The sequence below is a fragment of the Clostridium sp. ZBS15 genome (assembly GCF_023845705.1).
Taxonomy (GTDB): Bacteria; Bacillota; Clostridia; order Clostridiales; family Clostridiaceae; genus Clostridium; species Clostridium aquiflavi.
The window spans coordinates 63449-80482 of record NZ_JAMQHY010000012.1; the positions used below are offsets into that span (position 1 = coordinate 63449).

At 32.5% G+C, this 17034-nt stretch carries 20 protein-coding genes; all 20 read left to right on the plus strand.

The window, feature by feature from the left end; genetic code table 11:
• Positions 1–534: 534 nt before the first annotated feature.
• The 20 genes from NG904_RS06360 to eutM all read left to right on the plus strand — a co-directional run bounded on the left by NG904_RS06360 (position 535) and on the right by eutM (position 16883).
• Positions 535–1632, plus strand: coding sequence for a DMT family transporter (locus tag NG904_RS06360; RefSeq protein ID WP_252230576.1), 1098 nt, complete (start codon positions 535–537; stop codon positions 1630–1632).
• Positions 1632–1898 (plus strand): hypothetical protein, encoded by a 267-nt coding sequence (locus NG904_RS06365; RefSeq protein ID WP_252230578.1) that lies wholly within the window; start codon positions 1632–1634, stop codon positions 1896–1898. Before NG904_RS06360 ends, NG904_RS06365 begins: the two co-directional genes overlap by 1 nt.
• Before the next feature lie 159 nt (positions 1899–2057).
• Complete coding sequence (locus NG904_RS06370) at positions 2058–2354, plus strand: BMC domain-containing protein (RefSeq protein ID WP_252230580.1); 297 nt, start codon at positions 2058–2060, stop codon at positions 2352–2354.
• A 26-nt stretch (positions 2355–2380) separates the two neighbouring features.
• A complete protein-coding gene (locus NG904_RS06375) occupies positions 2381–2686 on the plus strand; it encodes a BMC domain-containing protein (RefSeq protein WP_252230582.1) in 306 nt (101 codons plus the stop codon).
• A gap of 75 nt (positions 2687–2761) precedes the next feature.
• Positions 2762–4252: an aldehyde dehydrogenase family protein gene (locus tag NG904_RS06380; protein ID WP_252230584.1), complete on the plus strand. Its 1491-nt coding sequence runs from the start codon at positions 2762–2764 to the stop codon at positions 4250–4252.
• A 55-nt stretch (positions 4253–4307) separates the two neighbouring features.
• Positions 4308–6848 (plus strand): choline trimethylamine-lyase, encoded by a 2541-nt coding sequence (cutC, locus tag NG904_RS06385; protein ID WP_252214279.1) that lies wholly within the window; start codon positions 4308–4310, stop codon positions 6846–6848.
• Positions 6849–7016: 168 nt separating this feature from the next.
• Positions 7017–7970: a choline TMA-lyase-activating enzyme gene (gene cutD, locus NG904_RS06390; RefSeq protein ID WP_012423521.1), complete on the plus strand. Its 954-nt coding sequence runs from the start codon at positions 7017–7019 to the stop codon at positions 7968–7970.
• Positions 7971–8009: 39 nt separating this feature from the next.
• On the plus strand, positions 8010–8363 hold the full coding sequence (locus NG904_RS06395; protein ID WP_012424944.1) for a BMC domain-containing protein: 354 nt from the start codon (positions 8010–8012) through the stop codon (positions 8361–8363).
• Complete coding sequence (locus tag NG904_RS06400) at positions 8360–8818, plus strand: EutP/PduV family microcompartment system protein (RefSeq protein ID WP_252213624.1); 459 nt, start codon at positions 8360–8362, stop codon at positions 8816–8818. The genes NG904_RS06395 and NG904_RS06400 overlap by 4 nt, the downstream gene beginning before the upstream one ends.
• Complete coding sequence (locus NG904_RS06405) at positions 8815–9486, plus strand: ATP--cob(I)alamin adenosyltransferase (RefSeq protein ID WP_026072209.1); 672 nt, start codon at positions 8815–8817, stop codon at positions 9484–9486. Before NG904_RS06400 ends, NG904_RS06405 begins: the two co-directional genes overlap by 4 nt.
• Positions 9468–10313: an ethanolamine utilization protein EutJ gene (eutJ, locus tag NG904_RS06410; RefSeq protein WP_012423361.1), complete on the plus strand. Its 846-nt coding sequence runs from the start codon at positions 9468–9470 to the stop codon at positions 10311–10313. The genes NG904_RS06405 and eutJ overlap by 19 nt, the downstream gene beginning before the upstream one ends.
• 15 nt (positions 10314–10328) lie before the next feature.
• Positions 10329–10631 carry a BMC domain-containing protein gene (locus tag NG904_RS06415; RefSeq protein ID WP_012425392.1) on the plus strand — a complete coding sequence of 101 codons (303 nt, stop codon included), beginning with the start codon at positions 10329–10331 and terminating at the stop codon, positions 10629–10631.
• Positions 10628–10891 carry a EutN/CcmL family microcompartment protein gene (locus tag NG904_RS06420; RefSeq protein WP_252214275.1) on the plus strand — a complete coding sequence of 88 codons (264 nt, stop codon included), beginning with the start codon at positions 10628–10630 and terminating at the stop codon, positions 10889–10891. Before NG904_RS06415 ends, NG904_RS06420 begins: the two co-directional genes overlap by 4 nt.
• Positions 10892–10908: 17 nt before the next feature.
• Positions 10909–12237, plus strand: a complete 1329-nt coding sequence (locus NG904_RS06425; protein WP_252230586.1) for a 4Fe-4S dicluster domain-containing protein — start codon at positions 10909–10911, stop codon at positions 12235–12237.
• A gap of 1 nt (position 12238) precedes the next feature.
• Positions 12239–12787: a BMC domain-containing protein gene (locus NG904_RS06430; protein WP_003374718.1), complete on the plus strand. Its 549-nt coding sequence runs from the start codon at positions 12239–12241 to the stop codon at positions 12785–12787.
• A gap of 56 nt (positions 12788–12843) precedes the next feature.
• Positions 12844–13506 carry a EutQ-related cupin domain-containing protein gene (locus NG904_RS06435; RefSeq protein ID WP_252230588.1) on the plus strand — a complete coding sequence of 221 codons (663 nt, stop codon included), beginning with the start codon at positions 12844–12846 and terminating at the stop codon, positions 13504–13506.
• A 22-nt stretch (positions 13507–13528) separates the two neighbouring features.
• Entirely contained in the window at positions 13529–14287 is a 759-nt protein-coding gene (locus tag NG904_RS06440) for a BMC domain-containing protein (RefSeq protein ID WP_252214269.1), read from the plus strand.
• A 38-nt stretch (positions 14288–14325) separates the two neighbouring features.
• Entirely contained in the window at positions 14326–15885 is a 1560-nt protein-coding gene (locus tag NG904_RS06445; RefSeq protein WP_252230590.1) for an acetaldehyde dehydrogenase (acetylating), read from the plus strand.
• Entirely contained in the window at positions 15886–16536 is a 651-nt protein-coding gene (locus NG904_RS06450; RefSeq protein WP_205449419.1) for a phosphate propanoyltransferase, read from the plus strand. It begins immediately after the preceding gene.
• A 56-nt stretch (positions 16537–16592) separates the two neighbouring features.
• Positions 16593–16883, plus strand: a complete 291-nt coding sequence (gene eutM / locus NG904_RS06455; protein WP_012425061.1) for an ethanolamine utilization microcompartment protein EutM — start codon at positions 16593–16595, stop codon at positions 16881–16883.
• The last annotated feature ends 151 nt before the right edge of the window (positions 16884–17034 follow it).

A 17034-nucleotide genomic window follows, 5' to 3' on the forward strand; every position in this document is an offset into this window, starting at 1 on the left:
GTGTATTTTAAACAAGAATTCTTATATTATAGAATAAAAGAATTCTTGTTTTTAGTTTAAGTACATAATATTTATTTAAAATAATGTGATAATATTTTTAGATTTGCTTATAGTAAAACATTGATTAAACCTAGCGTATAGATAATTTTTAACTTCCTAAATAATGTTATATAATTCTAATTTGTATAAATTTATAAATTAAAAATAATTTGTAAATTCATATATAAAATATTCTATTGACTTTCCCCTAAGGGGTAAGGACTATAATTTAATTAATGATAAAAATACTTACAAAGATATAAAAAATGAAAAGTTATTCTGTAATTTCAAAATCAGATAATAGATGTTAATAAAATTATAACAATTGTGAATCCTATGAGACTGTATTTGAATAAAATTCTAAATGGCTCTTGTAAACCTTTACTAGATATCTTATTGTTTACTTAGCTTCAAATATAGTCAGTATAAATTTTTATTTAACAATATATTTTTAACAATATATTTAATGTTTATGAATGAAAGGGGTTTTAGTTTATGAGTGAAATGTCAGGTGTAGATAATTTGTCTGCAATTGCTGCTAAAAAGAAGTTATCATCTAATTTCCTTAAAAAAGGTATTTCCATCGCTTTATTCTCAGGTGTTATGTATGGTTTTTATTCATCATTTTTGACACTGGGTATGAGTAGAGGGGTTTGGGCAGATTGGTATGGAGAAAACACAGCAGGTTTATCAATACTTGTTATTACCTATTTATTAGGTGCACTTGGTAGTGCGGTAAACGATACATGCAGTGCTGTTTGGGCTATGCTTTATGCAACTGCAAGAGGAAAAATTGGAGATTTCTTTAGATGTCTTAAAACTAAGCCAGGTGGAGTAATGATTTTAGCTGCTCTTATAGGTGGTCCTATTGCAAGTACAGCTTATGTTGTTGGTCTTCAAATGGCAGGTTCAATTGTTATTCCTATTACTGCTCTTTGTCCAGCTATTGGAGCTATTTTGGGTAGAGTTTTATTCAAACAAGAATTAAATAAACGTATGATGCTTGGTATAGCTATTTGTGTTTTATCTAGTTTCATGATTGGTAGTACAAGCATTGGTGGAGATGCACCAGAAGGAATGTTTTTAGGTATTTGTATAGCATTTATTGCTGCTTTAGGATGGGGATTTGAAGGCTGCGTAGCCGGTTATGGTACATCTATGATTGATTCAGAGATTGGTATTACTATACGTCAAGCAACATCTGGTCTTTCAAACTTAATAATTTTAGTGCCTATATTTGGGATTGTTTTTGGTGGAAGTGTTGGTTTTTCAGGTAATTTAGTTCGCCAAGCATTTACAAGTGGTCCTGCTATGATTTGTTTTGCTGTAAGTGGACTTTGTGCATTTGTTTCTTATATGTGTTGGTACAATGGAAATAGTATGTGCGGTGCTGCTCTTGGTATGGCTTGTAATGGTACTTATTCATTCTGGGGTCCATTCTGTTGTTGGATAGTACTTGGTGTATTCGCCAAAATGGACGGTTGGGCATTACCTCCTATCGCATGGATTTCTGCTATATTAATGATATTTGGAATCTTAACAATCGCTATGAATCCAATGGATTTATTTAGAAAAAAGGGGGATGTTAAGTAATGAAACCACTTAATTATGCAATTTTAAAACATTTCACTAAAGTTAAAGAAGCATGCACTGATGATGTTATAGATGCATTAAAAGATGAGTATGGCAATTTTAAAGCTCTTAACAAGAAAGATGTATTAACAGCATTAATGACAGCTGAAGCTAATGGACTTCTTGAAGAAACAAGATTTGATTTGGACAAGAATAGTGAATTAAGGGTTTATTATCATGCACACGAAGAAGGCGCAGCCACAATTAATAAATATATTAAAGACTAATAATTAAGTAGTGTAAATTAAATATATAAAAATATCACTAGGATTAAAATAATAAGTACTTCTTAATATCTCTAACATTCCCTATAGGTAATACTTATATATTTGTATAATCAATGGAAAAGGATGTAAGAGTTTATAAAAAGAGAGGAGGAATTCTAAATGAGATATTATGGTGAAGAAGCTTTAGGTCTTGTAGAAACAATAGGAATGGTTCCGGCAATTGAAGCAGCAGACAAAATGTTAAAGGCTGCAAATGTGGAGTTGATTTCATATGAAAATGTAGGATCAACCCTTGTTACAATAATGATTAAAGGTGATGTGGCTGCAGTTACATCAGCTGTAGAAGCCGGTGCTGAAGCCGCTGCTGCTATAGGTAAATTAACAGCAAAAAATGTTATGCCACGTCCTATTAGAGAAGTTGGAGATATTGTTTCTGTACATGATGTTGATTCATAAAAACAAGGAAGAGAGAGGATATAGAGATGGCAAGATATCAAGCTTTAGGATTAATTGAAACTTTTGGTCTAGTTTTTGTCTTAGAAGCAGCCGATGCTATGTGCAAGGCAGCAGATGTTGAACTTATAGGCTATGAAAACGTTGCATCAGGTTACATTTCTGTATTGGTTCGTGGAGATGTAGGAGCCTGTAAAGCGGCAGTAGAAGCTGGCGTAAAAGCTGTTAAGGATATGGAAAATGGTAATGTTTATAGCTCAGTTGTTATTGCAAGCCCACATCAGGATCTTGAAAAGATTATTACGCGTTATAAGATTGAAAATTTACTTCCATAAAGGTGAAGACTTATGCATATTGAATAGAATATGTTGAAATTAAAAAAATATTTCTAATGAAAAGGAGAGAAGAAAATGAGTACTATTGATAATGATTTACTCTCCATACAAGAATCACGAATTCTTGTTGAAAATGCTCGAGAAGCACAAAGAAAATTAGCAACATTCTCACAGGAAAAGCTTGATGAGATCGTTGAACGGATGATAGAGGAAATTAAAAAGCATATTTCAGAACTTGCTAAGATGTCTAGTGATGAAACAGATTATGGTAAATGGGAAGATAAATGTATAAAAAATCGTTTTGTTTGCAAGTATTTGTTTAATAGATTAAAAGACATGAAATGTGTAGGTATAATTAATCAAGATAAAGAGAATAAGACTATGGATGTAGGTGTGCCTATGGGTGTAATCATTGCATTTTGTCCATCAACTAGTCCTGTCTCTACTACAATATATAAAGCATTAATTGCAATTAAATCAGGAAATGCTATTATATTTTCTCCTCATCCAAGAGCAAAAAATACTATGAATAAAACTCTTGATATTTTAATTAGAGCTGCTGAAGGATATGGTTTGCCAGAAGGAGCCCTTGCATATCTCCATAATGTAACGCCTAGTGGAACCGCTGAATTAATGAATCATAGAGATACCTCTTTAATAATGAACACAGGAGTTCCAGGTTTGTTAAAGGAATCATATAAATCAGGCAAACCAGTAATTTATGGTGGTACAGGTAACGGGCCTGCTTTTATAGAACGTACAGCAGATATAAGACAAGCTGTAAAAGATATTATTGCTAGTAAGACATTTGATAATGGTGTGGTTTCTGCAGCTGAGCAGTCAATAGTTGTAGATAGTCCAATTGCATCTGAAGTGAAAAAAGAGTTACAAAAAAATGGTGCTTACTTTATGGATGCAAATGAGTCTGAAAAGCTTGGATCGATCTTTTATCATACAGATGGAAGTGTTGATTTTGAAGTGGTTGGCAAATCGCCTCAATACTTAGCTAAAAGAGCAGGATTTATTGTATCAAATGATGTAAAGGTTTTGATTTCTGAACAAAAATATGTGTCAAAAGGCAATCCTTATTCTAGAGAAAAGCTTTGTCCAGTTTTATCTTACTATATTGAGGATGATTGGATGCATGCTTGTGAAAAGTGTATTGAATTGTTACTTAGTGAAAGACATGGACATACACTAATAATTCATTCAAAAGATGAAGAAGTGATTCGTCAATTCGCTTTAAAAAAACCAGTTGGTAGAGTACTTGTAAATACTCCAGGTTCTTTTGGAAGTATGGGAGCGACAACTAATTTGTTTCCTTCAATGACGTTAGGAAGTGGATCAGCAGGTCATGGAATGACATCCGATAACGTTTCTCCAATGAACTTAATATATATTCGTAAGGTTGGATATGGAGTACGTAAAACAAATGAGATTATTGATTCAGTGTTATCAGATAAAGGTTTATGTGATAACATTGAAAAAAAATCAGAAGTATGTGACATAGATAACGTAGAATTTCTACAAAATATCTTAAAAGAAGTTATTAAAGACTTAAAATAAACTAAACAATCAGGCTATAAGTCTGAAATATATTTAAAGAATGAGAGGTAAAAAATTGGATATTCGTGAATTTTCAAACAAATTTGTAGAAGCCACTCAAAACATGTCTGCTGAAGAACGTGAATGTTTAATGAAGATATTTGAGGGTGTTTCAAAAGAAATCACAAAAGAAGAACCTGTTTTAGAACATGTAGTATGTACTGAAGGCGATAAAATTCCAGATGGAATAACACAACGTTTATTAAAATTAAAAGAAAATTATTTGAAACAAGTTCCATCAATAACTACTTATCGTGCTAGGGCAATTACTAAAATAGCTAAAGAAAATCCAGGCATGCCTAAGATTTTATTACGTGCTAAATGTTTTAAATATTGCTGTGAAACTGCACCATTAGTAATTCAAGATAATGAATTGATTGTAGGAGCTCCTTGTGGTGCACCTCGTGCTGGCGCTTTTTCTCCAGATATTGCATGGAGATGGATGGTTGATGAAATAGATACTATAGGTACAAGAGCGCAAGATCCATTCTATATTTCTGAAGAAGATAAGAAGATTATGCGTGAAGAATTGTTCCCATATTGGGCAGGTAAATCTGTTGATGAATATTGTGAAAATCAATATCGTGAAGCAGGAGTATGGGAGCTTTCAGGAGAGTCATTTGTTTCAGATTGTTCATATCATGCTATTAATGGTGGAGGAGATTCAAATCCAGGATATGATGTAATTCTAATGAAAAAGGGTATGCTAGATATTCAATTAGAAGCAAAAGAACATCTTGAAAAACTTGATTATGAAAATCCAGAACATATAGAAAAAATCTATTTCTATAAAGCAATTATTGATACTACTGAAGGTGTTATGATTTATGCTAAGCGTTTATCTAAATATGCTGCTGAATTAGCTGAAAAAGAAACAAATCCTAAGCGTAAAGCAGAATTACAAAAAATATCTGAAATTAATGCAAGAGTACCAGCACATAAACCAAGTACATTCTGGGAAGCGATTCAAGCTGTTTGGACTATTGAATCTTTACTAGTAGTTGAAGAAAATCAAACAGGTATGTCTATAGGACGTGTTGACCAATACATGTATGAATATTATAAAAATGATATTGAAAGTGGTCGTATGAATGATTTTGAGGCATTTGAATTATCAGGATGTATGCTTATTAAAATGTCTGAAATGATGTGGATTACAAGTGAAGGTGGTTCTAAATTCTTCGCAGGTTATCAACCATTTGTCAATATGTGTGTTGGTGGTGTTGATAGACAAGGACGAGATGCTACAAATGAATTGACTTATCTGCTTATGGATGCAGTTCGTCATGTTAAAATTTATCAACCATCACTAGCTTGTCGTATTCATAACCAATCACCACAAAAGTACCTTAAGAAAATTGTGGATGTAATTCGTGCAGGTATGGGATTCCCAGCTTGTCACTTTGATGATGTGCATATAAAAATGATGCTTGCTAAAGGTGTTTCTATAGAGGATGCAAGAGATTACTGCTTAATGGGATGTGTTGAACCTCAAAAATCAGGAAGATTATATCAATGGACATCTACAGCATATACTCAATGGCCTATATGTATAGAACTTGTACTTAACAATGGTATTCCTCTTTGGTATGAAAAACAAGTTTGCCCTAATATGGGAGATATAAATAGTTTTAAAAATTATGAGGAATTTGAAAGTGCTGTTAAAGAGCAAATAAAATACATTACTAAGTGGACAAGTGTTGCTACAGTAATTTCACAACGTGTTCATAAAGAACTTGCACCAAAACCTCTTATGTCTATTATGTATGAAGGTTGTATGGATAATGGTAGAGGTGTTGAAGCTGGCGGAGCTATGTATAACTTTGGACCAGGAGTAATATGGAGTGGACTTGCAACTTATACAGATTCTATGGCAGCTATTAAAAAGTTAGTATTTGAAGAAAAGAAATATACATTGCAAGAATTAAATGAAGCATTAAAAGCTGATTTTGTTGGATATGAAAAGCTTAGAAAAGATTGTTTAGAGGCACCTAAGTATGGTAATGATGATGACTATGCAGATTATATTGCTGCTGATTTAATCAATTTTACAGAACTAGAACATCGTAAATTCAAGACATTATACTCAGTACTTAGTCATGGTACTTTATCAATATCTAATAACACTCCATTTGGTCAGTTAACTGGAGCAACAGCAAACGGACGTAGAGCATGGATGCCGTTATCTGATGGTATAAGTCCATCACAAGGATCTGACTATAAGGGCCCTACTGCAATTATAAAATCAGTTTCTAAAATGTCTTGTGACAGTATGAATATAGGTATGGTTCATAACTTTAAGCTTATATCTGGATTATTGGATACCAAAGAAGGAGAAGATGGCATTATTACTTTATTGCGTAGTGCATGTGTTCTTGGTCTTGGTGAAGTTCAGTTTAACTATCTAGATAATGATACATTAATTGAAGCACAAAAACATCCAGAACAATATCGTGATTTAATTGTACGTGTTGCTGGATATAGTGCATTCTTCGTTGAATTATGCAAAGATGTTCAAGATGAAATTATTAGTAGAACTATGCTTACACACTTTTAAAATTCTGTAAATTGTTTTACAAATTACAGATAGTAAAGAAGTATATTTTGACATTAAATTAATTTTTAATAAAACTTGTCACTAACATGAATTAAATCATGTTAGTGTGCAAGGAAAATTTAAAATATTATTTAAAATCAAGATAAATAAAACTGGAGATTGAATACTATGGGGAATATGAATTTAGGAATGATTGAACGAAAAGCAACAATTTTTAATATACAAAAATACAATATGTATGATGGACCAGGAATAAGAACTCTTATATTTTTCCAAGGATGCCCTTTACGTTGTAAATGGTGTGCTAATCCTGAAGGAATGATAAAAAAATATAGGGTAATGTTTAAAAATAATTCATGTGTTAATTGTGGTGCTTGTGTTGATGCTTGTCCAGTAGGAATACATACTATTTCAAAGGAAAGTCTAAAACACGAAGTGAATCGTAATATTGATTGCCTTGGATGTGGGAAATGTGTTGATGCTTGTCTTGAATCTTCATTATCTATAGTAGGACAGGTAAAAACTATTTCTGAACTTTTAGAGATTATAGAAGAAGATAGAGCATTTTATGATATTTCCGGTGGTGGTGTTACATTAGGTGGTGGTGAAGTTTTAATGCAACCAGAAGCTGCTTGCAACCTGCTTATGGCATGTAAACAAGAGGGAATAAACACTGCAATTGAAACTTGCGGTTATGCAAAGCTAGAATCAGTGCTAAAGGTTGCTGAGTTCACAGATTTGTTCCTATTTGATATAAAGCATATTGATTCTGACAGACACTTCCAATTAACTGGAGTGAGAAATGAACAAATCTTAGAGAATTTAAAAGAACTTATTCGTCGTAAATATAATGTTAAGATTCGAATGCCTTTATTAAAGGGAGTAAATGATAGTAATGAAGATATTGAAAATGTTATGAAATTTTTAATTCAGTTTAAGGATTATAAGAACTTCAAAGGCATTGATTTGCTTCCTTATCATAAGATGGGGGTAAATAAATATAATCAACTAGGAATTGAATATCCTATTGAAGGAGATCCAAGCTTAAATAATGAAGATTTAGATAAAATTGAAAGCTGGATTAAAAAATATGATTTAACAGTTAAAGTGATTCGTCACTAAAGAATTTTTAAATAGATAATAAAATGGAAGGTAAGAGTTATGGGAGAATTTCTTGAAAGAAATATTGAGCGTGTTATACAAGAGTCAGTACCTGGAAAGCAAATTACAATAGCTCATGTTATTGCATCACCAATGCCGGATATATATGAACGTCTAGGAATTGATGAAAAGGGAGCTATAGGGATTTTAACTTTGACTCCCTTTGAAACAGCTATTATTGCAGCTGATATTGCAACAAAGGCTTCAGATGTTGAAATTGGATTTTTAGATCGTTTTACAGGATCAGTAGTTATAAATGGTGATGTAGAAAGTGTTGAGACAGCACTAAATGCAGTAAATGATACATTGAAAAACTTGCTTGGATTTACTCAGGCTCCCATTACAAGAACATGAGAAAGAAGAGAATAATGGTAATAGGTCCTTCATGTTGCGGCAAAACTACATTGGTTAATGCATTAAATAATTGTGATGGAAAAGTAAGAAGAACACAGGAAATTATTTATGGTGAAAATACTATAGATGTCCCTGGTTCCTATATAGAAAATGCTTGGATGTATAAACACATAATTGCAACTTCTCAGGATGCATCTCATATTTTGATTTTAGTAGATCAATCTAGATGCACAGAAGTATATTCTCATGGCTTTGCTAAATCATTTAGATGTCCTGTAATTGGTGTAATAACAAAAAGCGACTTGATGCCTGAAAATGAAAAGTTATGTTTAAGGCAGCTAAAAATGATAGGAGTCTTAGAACCATATTTTCATGTTAGTTTTCCAAATGAAACGGGTATTGATGATTTAAAAAAATATTTATTTGAAAAAGGTAAAAGTAAAGGGGGGCAATGATGAAATTTATTACTGAAGAGTATTTGCGAGCCTTATATAAGAAGGAACCTTTTAGTGTTTACGAATTAAATCAAGAAGAGCGTCTTACGCCTGGAGCAAGACAATATCTGTCAGATAAAGGTATAAAGATGTGGGATGATGCTTCTTGCAAAAATAATAAAATTCCTATAGTAAAGCAATCAGAAGCATTGCCAAAGGAAAATAAAAATTTTAATAAGAAGATTTGCTTTAAACTAAAATCTATAGAGGCATTATTCCTTGTTACTAGTAGTGAAATTATAAAGGAAGATATTATTTTAGCACAAAGTATTATTAATTTAGAAAAAAGAATTTCAAACATTAGAAATTTTATAGAAGGAAAAAGTACAATTGAACAACCTTGCCATAAAGAATGTACTGGAATAAATTCAGAGAATTTTTGTGATGATATTGATGATTGTTGTGAAATAACAGAATTTCATATGCAACTTGAAAAAAGCAACGAAATTTTAAAGTTAAATGCACTACGTTGTGCTATTCGTGAAATAGAACCAATTGTGTTTGAAATATATGGAGACAATGATAACGTAGGAAATCAAATTATAAAAAATATTAATTCAATTATTAATTCATTATCTCAAATGATTTGTCTAACTATTGGAGGCGGAAAATGTCAGAGAAAAGCATAAATTTTGAATACTGTGATAATCTTGTTCATGATTTTGAAGAAGTTATAAACAAAACCATTATAAGTGAAACATCTACATATTACACAGGCGTTGATCTTGGAACTGCCTGCATAGTATTAGCAGTTTTAGATGAAAATTATAAACCAGTTGCAGGTGTATACAGATATGCCGATGTAGTCCGTGACGGTATGATTGTTGATTATATTGGAGCAGTAAGAATTGTTAGAGAACTGAAACAGGAACTTGAAGAAAAATTAAATGCAGAGTTACTTTATGCAGCAGCAGCAATTCCACCAGGAACAGATGCTTTGGATTCAGGGGCAATTAAGAATGTAGTACAAGCTGCTGGATTTGAATTAACAAGTCTATTAGATGAACCTACAGCTGCAAATGCAGTACTTAAAATAGAAAATGGTGCAGTTGTAGATATTGGTGGTGGAACAACAGGTATTTCTATTTTGAAAAATGGAAAAGTTGTATATGTTGCTGATGAACCTACAGGTGGAACTCATTTTTCATTGGTTATTTCAGGAGCATATGGTATGTCTTTTGGAGACGCTGATAAATACAAAAGAGACAGTGAAAAGCATAAAGAATTATTGCCTATATTAAAGCCTGTAGTTGAAAAAGTTGCTGCAATTATAAATAAGCATATAGATGGTCATGATGTTAAGGAAATATCTTTAGTAGGTGGTACATGTTGCTTAGAAGGTATAGAAAAAATTATAGAAAAACAAACAGGAATATATACTCATAAACCACATAATCCTATGTTCGTTACTCCATTAGGGATCGCTCTTAGCTGTACAAAAGAAATTATTGAATAAGGAGAGTGTTAAAAGGTGGATTTTAGAATTATAAAATCACCTTCTGAGAGTACAATAGATATTCTTAGACGGCGTATGGGGGCGAATTGCAAAACAGATTTAAATAATATTGATTCAGTAGGTCTTGTACAAGGTAGAATGATTGATATGATTTTTGCAGCTGATATTGCAGAAAAAGCTGTTGGAGTTACAGTTGAAGATATTAGAGGAAATTGTCCTCAACACATGATATTAATTGGAATTTTTGGAGATACAGCATCAGTTGAATCTGCAGTTAAAGAAATTAAACTTAAGATGGAAGAAGGCAAGAGTTTATGATAATAGCAAAATTAATTGATAATGTATGGGCAACCAGAAAGACAGAATTACTTAATGGTTTTAAGTTTATGTTAGCTGAAGAAATTGGCGGAAGCAGACAAGGTAGAAGGCTAGTAGTAGTGGATATCATTAGTGCAGGAATAGGTGATAGAGTCATTATTTGTACAGGAGCTTCAGCACGAAGAATGTTAGGAAGCGATGATATTCCGGTAGATGCTGTTGTTGTTGGAATAATAGATGAAGATTGCAATTTTGTATAGATTCAGGAGGTATTAAGATGAGTCTTTTAGATATGGTAAAAGATGCTGGTGTTATAGGTGCTGGTGGAGCAGGATTTCCCACACATGCGAAACTTGCATCAAAAGCTGAATATATACTTCTTAATGGAGCTGAATGTGAACCCCTTTTAAGAGTTGATCAACAGTTAATGGAATTATTTCCGGATGAAGTTATAAAAGGGTTTGAAACTGCAAGAAGTATAGTTAACGCTAATAAAGGTATTATAGGAATCAAAGGAAAGCATAAAGAAGTAATATCTATTTTAAGAAATAGAATTAATGAATTACATGTAGGAGATTTAATAGAAGTAAAAGAGCTTCCAGATATTTATCCTGCAGGAGATGAACAAGTTCTTGTTTATGAATTAACAGGAAGAGTTGTACCAGAAGCTGGTATACCAATTCAAGTTGGATGTGTAGTAGTAAACAGTGAAACAGCATTAAACATTTATAATGCTTCTATGGGAAAATCAGTTACTGAAAAATACATTACCATTGCAGGGGATATACCAAATAGAAAAACTGTAAAAGTTCCAGTAGGAATTCCTATTATAGATGTGTTAAAACTTAGTGGAATTGAAAATTTTGATAAGTATTCAGTCATTGATGGTGGACCTATGATGGGCCCAGTTATGAAAAATCTAGACGGGTATGTTACAAAGAAAAATAAGGGATTTGTAATATTAAAAAATGATCATCCGCTGATTCGTAAAAAATCTGTTACCATGGATCAAGCAAAAAAGATAAATAAATCTTCTTGTGAGCAATGTCGTATGTGTACAGATATGTGTCCACGTTTTCTACTTGGACATAATACACAACCACACAAGATGATGAGAGCTATGTCTTACAACTTGGATAATATTGAAGGACAAAAAATTGCACAACTATGTTGTCAGTGTAATTTATGTGAGCTATTTTCATGTCCAGCAGGATTATATCCTAAATCATCAAATCTATATTTTAAACAAAAGCTGGCAGAACAAAATATTAGATACAAGCCAGTTGAAGATAAGTTTGAGGCAAGACAAGCTAGAGAGTATCGCTTAGTACCAAGTAAGAGACTTATAGCAAGATTAGGGTTACGAGATTTTGATAAACCAGCTCCTATGATAGATGGTTTAGTAGATTCTGAAATTGTATATATTGCAATGCAACAACATGTAGGTGCACCTTCAATTGCCTGTGTACATCTAGGACAACATGTTGAGAATGGTGAAGTAATTGGTAAAATTCCAGAAGGTAGTTTAGGTGCTCCAATTCATGCAAGTATTTCAGGAACTGTAATTAAAAATGAAGATGGTTTTGTAGCCATAAGGAGGGATTAATATGGCCAATGCAATAGGAATGGTTGAATTTATAAGTATTTCACGTGGTATTTATGCAACAGATCAAATGTTAAAGACTTCTGATGTTGAAATAGTTACAGCTAATTCTGTTTGTCCTGGAAAATATATAGCTATAGTTAATGGTGATGTTGCAGCTGTTAAAGAATCAGTAAGTGTAGGGGAAAAAATAGCAGGAGAATTTTGGGTAGATTCAATTATTATACCTAATGTTAATCCTTTAGTTTTTCCAGCAATTACTGGTGCAACAATGCCTGATAGTATACAGGCATTAGGAATTATGGAGTCTTTCTCTTTAGCAACCATGGTTATAGCTGCTGATGCTATTTTAAAGGCTGCTAATTTAGAACCATTAGATCTAAGACTTGGAACTGGATTAGGAGGAAAATCATTCTTTACTTTTACCGGTGATGTAGCTGCAGTTGAAGCTGGTATTGATGCAGGAAAGTCTATTGCAGAAGAAAAAGGTTTATTAGTTAATGCTGAGGTTATACCATCTCCATCTGATAGATTATTACAGTCTTTACTTTAAATAAGTTTTAGATTTAATAACTATCTAAAAGTATATTAATGAAAGGATGTGAGGATATGAAAAAATTGATTTGTATAAAAGATATTGAAGCCTTGATAAAACAAGGTGAAACTAAATTCTATGTTGATGATAATGTGATTATAACACCGTCAGCTAAGGATTTAGCAAAAGCTAATGGTATAGTATTTTCTACAGAAGCGCCTAAGTGTGAAGTACAACATTCTGAAATTCCAAAAGTTTGTGGCGATGGAATGGACAGTGAAATGCTTCTAAGCTTCTTTAAATCTATGATGGAAAAGGGTCTCTTGCAGGAAATGCTTAATTGCTTAAAAAAAGATAAAAATATGCCATATGTTTCAGAATGTGATTCTGGTGGATTGAAAGTTGTTAGAGGCAATACAGTTAAAATGGATGTATTTGATACAGGAAATCCAAATGCAAAAGCTTATTATCAAGAATTAGTTAGTAAAAATGAATCTAAAATGAGTGCTGGATTTTTAGTAATTGAAAATTCAAAATTTGATTGGGAGCTAACTTATGAAGAAATTGATTATGTTATTGAAGGTACCTTAACAATTGAAATCAATGGTAAGACATTTACTGCATATCCAGGAGATGTATTATTTGTACCATCAGGTTCTAAGGTAGTTTGGGGTTCACCTGATAAGGCAAGGGTATTTTATTCAACATATCCTGCCAATTGGGCAGATCTCTTATAGCAAACTTTAGGGAGGATAAACTATGCAAGCACTTGGGTTAATAGAAACAAGAGGATTACTGGCAGCTATTGAAGGTGCAGACACAATGCTTAAGTCAGCAGATGTTAGCATTTTGGAGAAAACTTATGTAGGTGGAGGCCTTGTTTCAATCGCAGTAACTGGAGATGTAGGCGCAGTAAAAGCAGCTGTAGAGGCTGGCGTTGCAGCTGTAAAAAAACTAGATAGTAAATTGTTGATTTCAGAACATGTGATACCTCGTCCTCATGATGAATTAGATAATATAATTGGAATAAAAAGTTCTTTAAAAAAGTTAGAAGTTTCATCTAAATCTGAAAATGAGATTTGTGAAAACCTAAATGAGGTTGTTGAAGTTGAGGTTATTAAGAATGAAATTTCTAAAAAAGAAGAAACAATAGAAACCATTGATTGTATAATCAATGATTCTGAGGAAACGAATTTAGAAAAAGATGAAAATATTGACTGTATAGATACTAAGTCTGAAAAAATAAATTTAACAATAGATCATTCATTACCTAAGAAGTTAAAAGAGGAACATTCTAATGATTCAAAAATTGATTTAAACAATTTACAAAAAGCTACTGTAGATAATTTAGTAAATGAAAGTGGAATAGAAAAAACTCTTAAGATACTATCTAATGTTAAAGTAGCAAAACTTAGAGAATTAGCTCGTCAATACAAAGATTTTAAAGTTACAGAAGGAAAAATTTCTAAAGCAAGTAAAAAGCTATTAATAACAAAATTTAGAGCATATTATGAGTAACTTTAATACACAAATACGTTAAAAAGGAGTAATTTGATATGGAGAATTTTGATAGAGATTTGTGTTCAATACAAGAAGCAAGAAACCTTGCTCGCTTAGGAAAAGTTGCGGCAGAAAAAATTGCTGATTATACTGAAGAACAAATTGATAAAATTTTATGCAACATGGTTAAGGTTGCAGAAGAAAATGCTGTTTGCTTAGCACAAATGGCAGTAGAAGAAACTGGTTTTGGTAAGGTTGAAGATAAAACTTATAAGAATCATATGGCATCTACTATATTATATGATTCAATTAAAGATATGAAAACTATTGGTGTTATTAAAGAAGATGAGGCTAATAAGTTAATAGAACTTGCTGAACCAGTTGGATTAGTAATGGGAATAGTACCTTCAACAAATCCAACATCTACAGCTATTTTTAAAGCAATGATTGCTATAAAATCTCGTAACTCAATAGTATTTTCACCACATCCATCAGCAGCACAATGTACAATAAAAGCAGCTAAATTGATGAATGAGGCAGCTATAGAAGCTGGAGCTCCAGAAAATATTATTGGTTGTGTTTCTACTCCAACAATTGGAGCTACAAATGAATTAATGAAGAGTAAAGAAGTTGCTATAATAATAGCAACAGGCGGTCCAGGAATGGTAAAAGCTGCTTATAGTTCAGGAAAACCAGCACTTGGAGTAGGGGCAGGAAACTCTCCAGCATATATAGAAAGAAGTGCAAATGTTGAAAAAGCTATAAGAAATATTATTGCAAGTAAAACATTTGATAATGGTACAATCTGTGCATCAGAACAATCTATTATATGTGAAGAATGTAATCATGATGAAGTAGTTGCAGAATTAAAGAAACAAGGCGGATATTTCATGACAGCAGAAGAAACAGATAAAGTTTGTAATCTGTTGTTTAAGAATGGGCATAGCATGAATGCTAAATTTGTAGGTAGATCTCCACAAGTTATAGCGAGTTCAGCAGGAATTTCTATTCCACAAGATACAAAGGTACTTATAGGAGAACAAAAGGGTGTTGGTGAAGGTTATCCATTATCTTTTGAAAAACTTACAACAGTACTTGCATTCTATACAGTAAAGGATTGGCATGAAGCATGTGAATTAAGTATTGAATTACTTCAAAATGGAATAGGCCATACAATGAGTATTCATACTGAAGATAGAGATATAGTAATGAAATTTGCTAGAAAGCCAGCATCACGTATTTTAGTTAATACTGGTGGTAGCCAAGGTGGAACAGGTGCAAGTACAGGACTTATACCATCATTTACACTAGGTTGTGGTACTTGGGGCGGTAGTTCAGTTTCTGAAAATGTTACCCCAATGCACTTGATTAACATTAAGAGAGTTGCTTATGGTTTAAAGGATTGTGCAACATTAGCTTCTAACGATCCAACTTTTAATCACATTAAAACAGAAAATAATTGTCACCATACACAAAATCAATGTGGAAGCTTGAGCCCTGATCAGTATGCAGCTGCATCAAAGTGTATCAATACTGATGATATTAAAAATGCTAACAATGAAGAACTTTTGGATATGATTAATAAGTTAGTTAAGGTGATGAAGGGGGAAGCATAGATGGATGAATGTGAAGCTATGTTGAAACTTCTGCTGGAAACTTTACAAGCTAATTTAGCTAATGGAGAAGCGAAAAAAGATTCATGGGAAATTCCAGTAGGTATTTCAAATAGACATATACATCTTTCAAAAAAAGATTTAGATATTTTGTTTGGTGAAGGTTATAAAATGACAAAGATTAAAGATTTATCACAGCCAGGTCAGTATGCCTGCAAGGAGACTTTAACAATTTGCGGTCCAAAGGGTGCCATTGAAAAAGTTAGAATACTTGGACCTATAAGAAGTAAAACACAGGTTGAAGTATTAGCTGGAGATTGTTTTAGTCTTGGTGTTGCACCACATACAAGGTTATCTGGGAATTTATGTGGAACGCCTGGAATTACTTTAATTGGTCCAAAAGGTTCAGTACAACTTCAAGAAGGACTGATTGTTGCACAAAGGCATATTCATATGACACCACAAGATGCTAAGCATTTTGATGTTGAAGATGGACAGATAGTTTCAATACAATTTGATGGTTTGAGAGGTGGCATTTACAATAATGTAGCAATTAGAGCAAATGATGATTGCGCACTTGAATGCCATATTGATATAGATGAAGCAAATGCAATGATTGTTAATTCAAAGTCAAAAATTAAAATTGTGAAATAAAAAATTAAAATATAAAAATAACAAAATAATAATGAAGAAATTAGGAGGAATTTAAAATGAAATTTGATGCATTAGGAATGATAGAAACAAAAGGATTAGTTGGTTCAATTGAGGCTGCAGACGCTATGGTGAAAGCTGCAAATGTTTATTTAATAGGTAAAGAATATATTGGTGGTGGTCTTGTAACAGTTATGGTAAGAGGCGACGTAGGAGCTGTAAAAGCTGCTACTGACGCAGGAGCTGCTGCTGCACAACGTGTTGGAGAATTAGTGTCAGTTCACGTTATCCCACGTCCACACTCAGAAGTAGAAGTTATACTTCCATCAACTAAAGAAACTGCAAAATAATAAGAGAACATAAATTAGATAAAATAATAAAAATTGTGGCTGTTGCAAAACTTACTTGAAATTTAGTTTTGCAACGGCCCATTTTGTTGTAAAAAGAACAAAATCGCTAAGGCGACTTTGGAGCCGTGGATTTTTTTAGCCATGCGCCCTT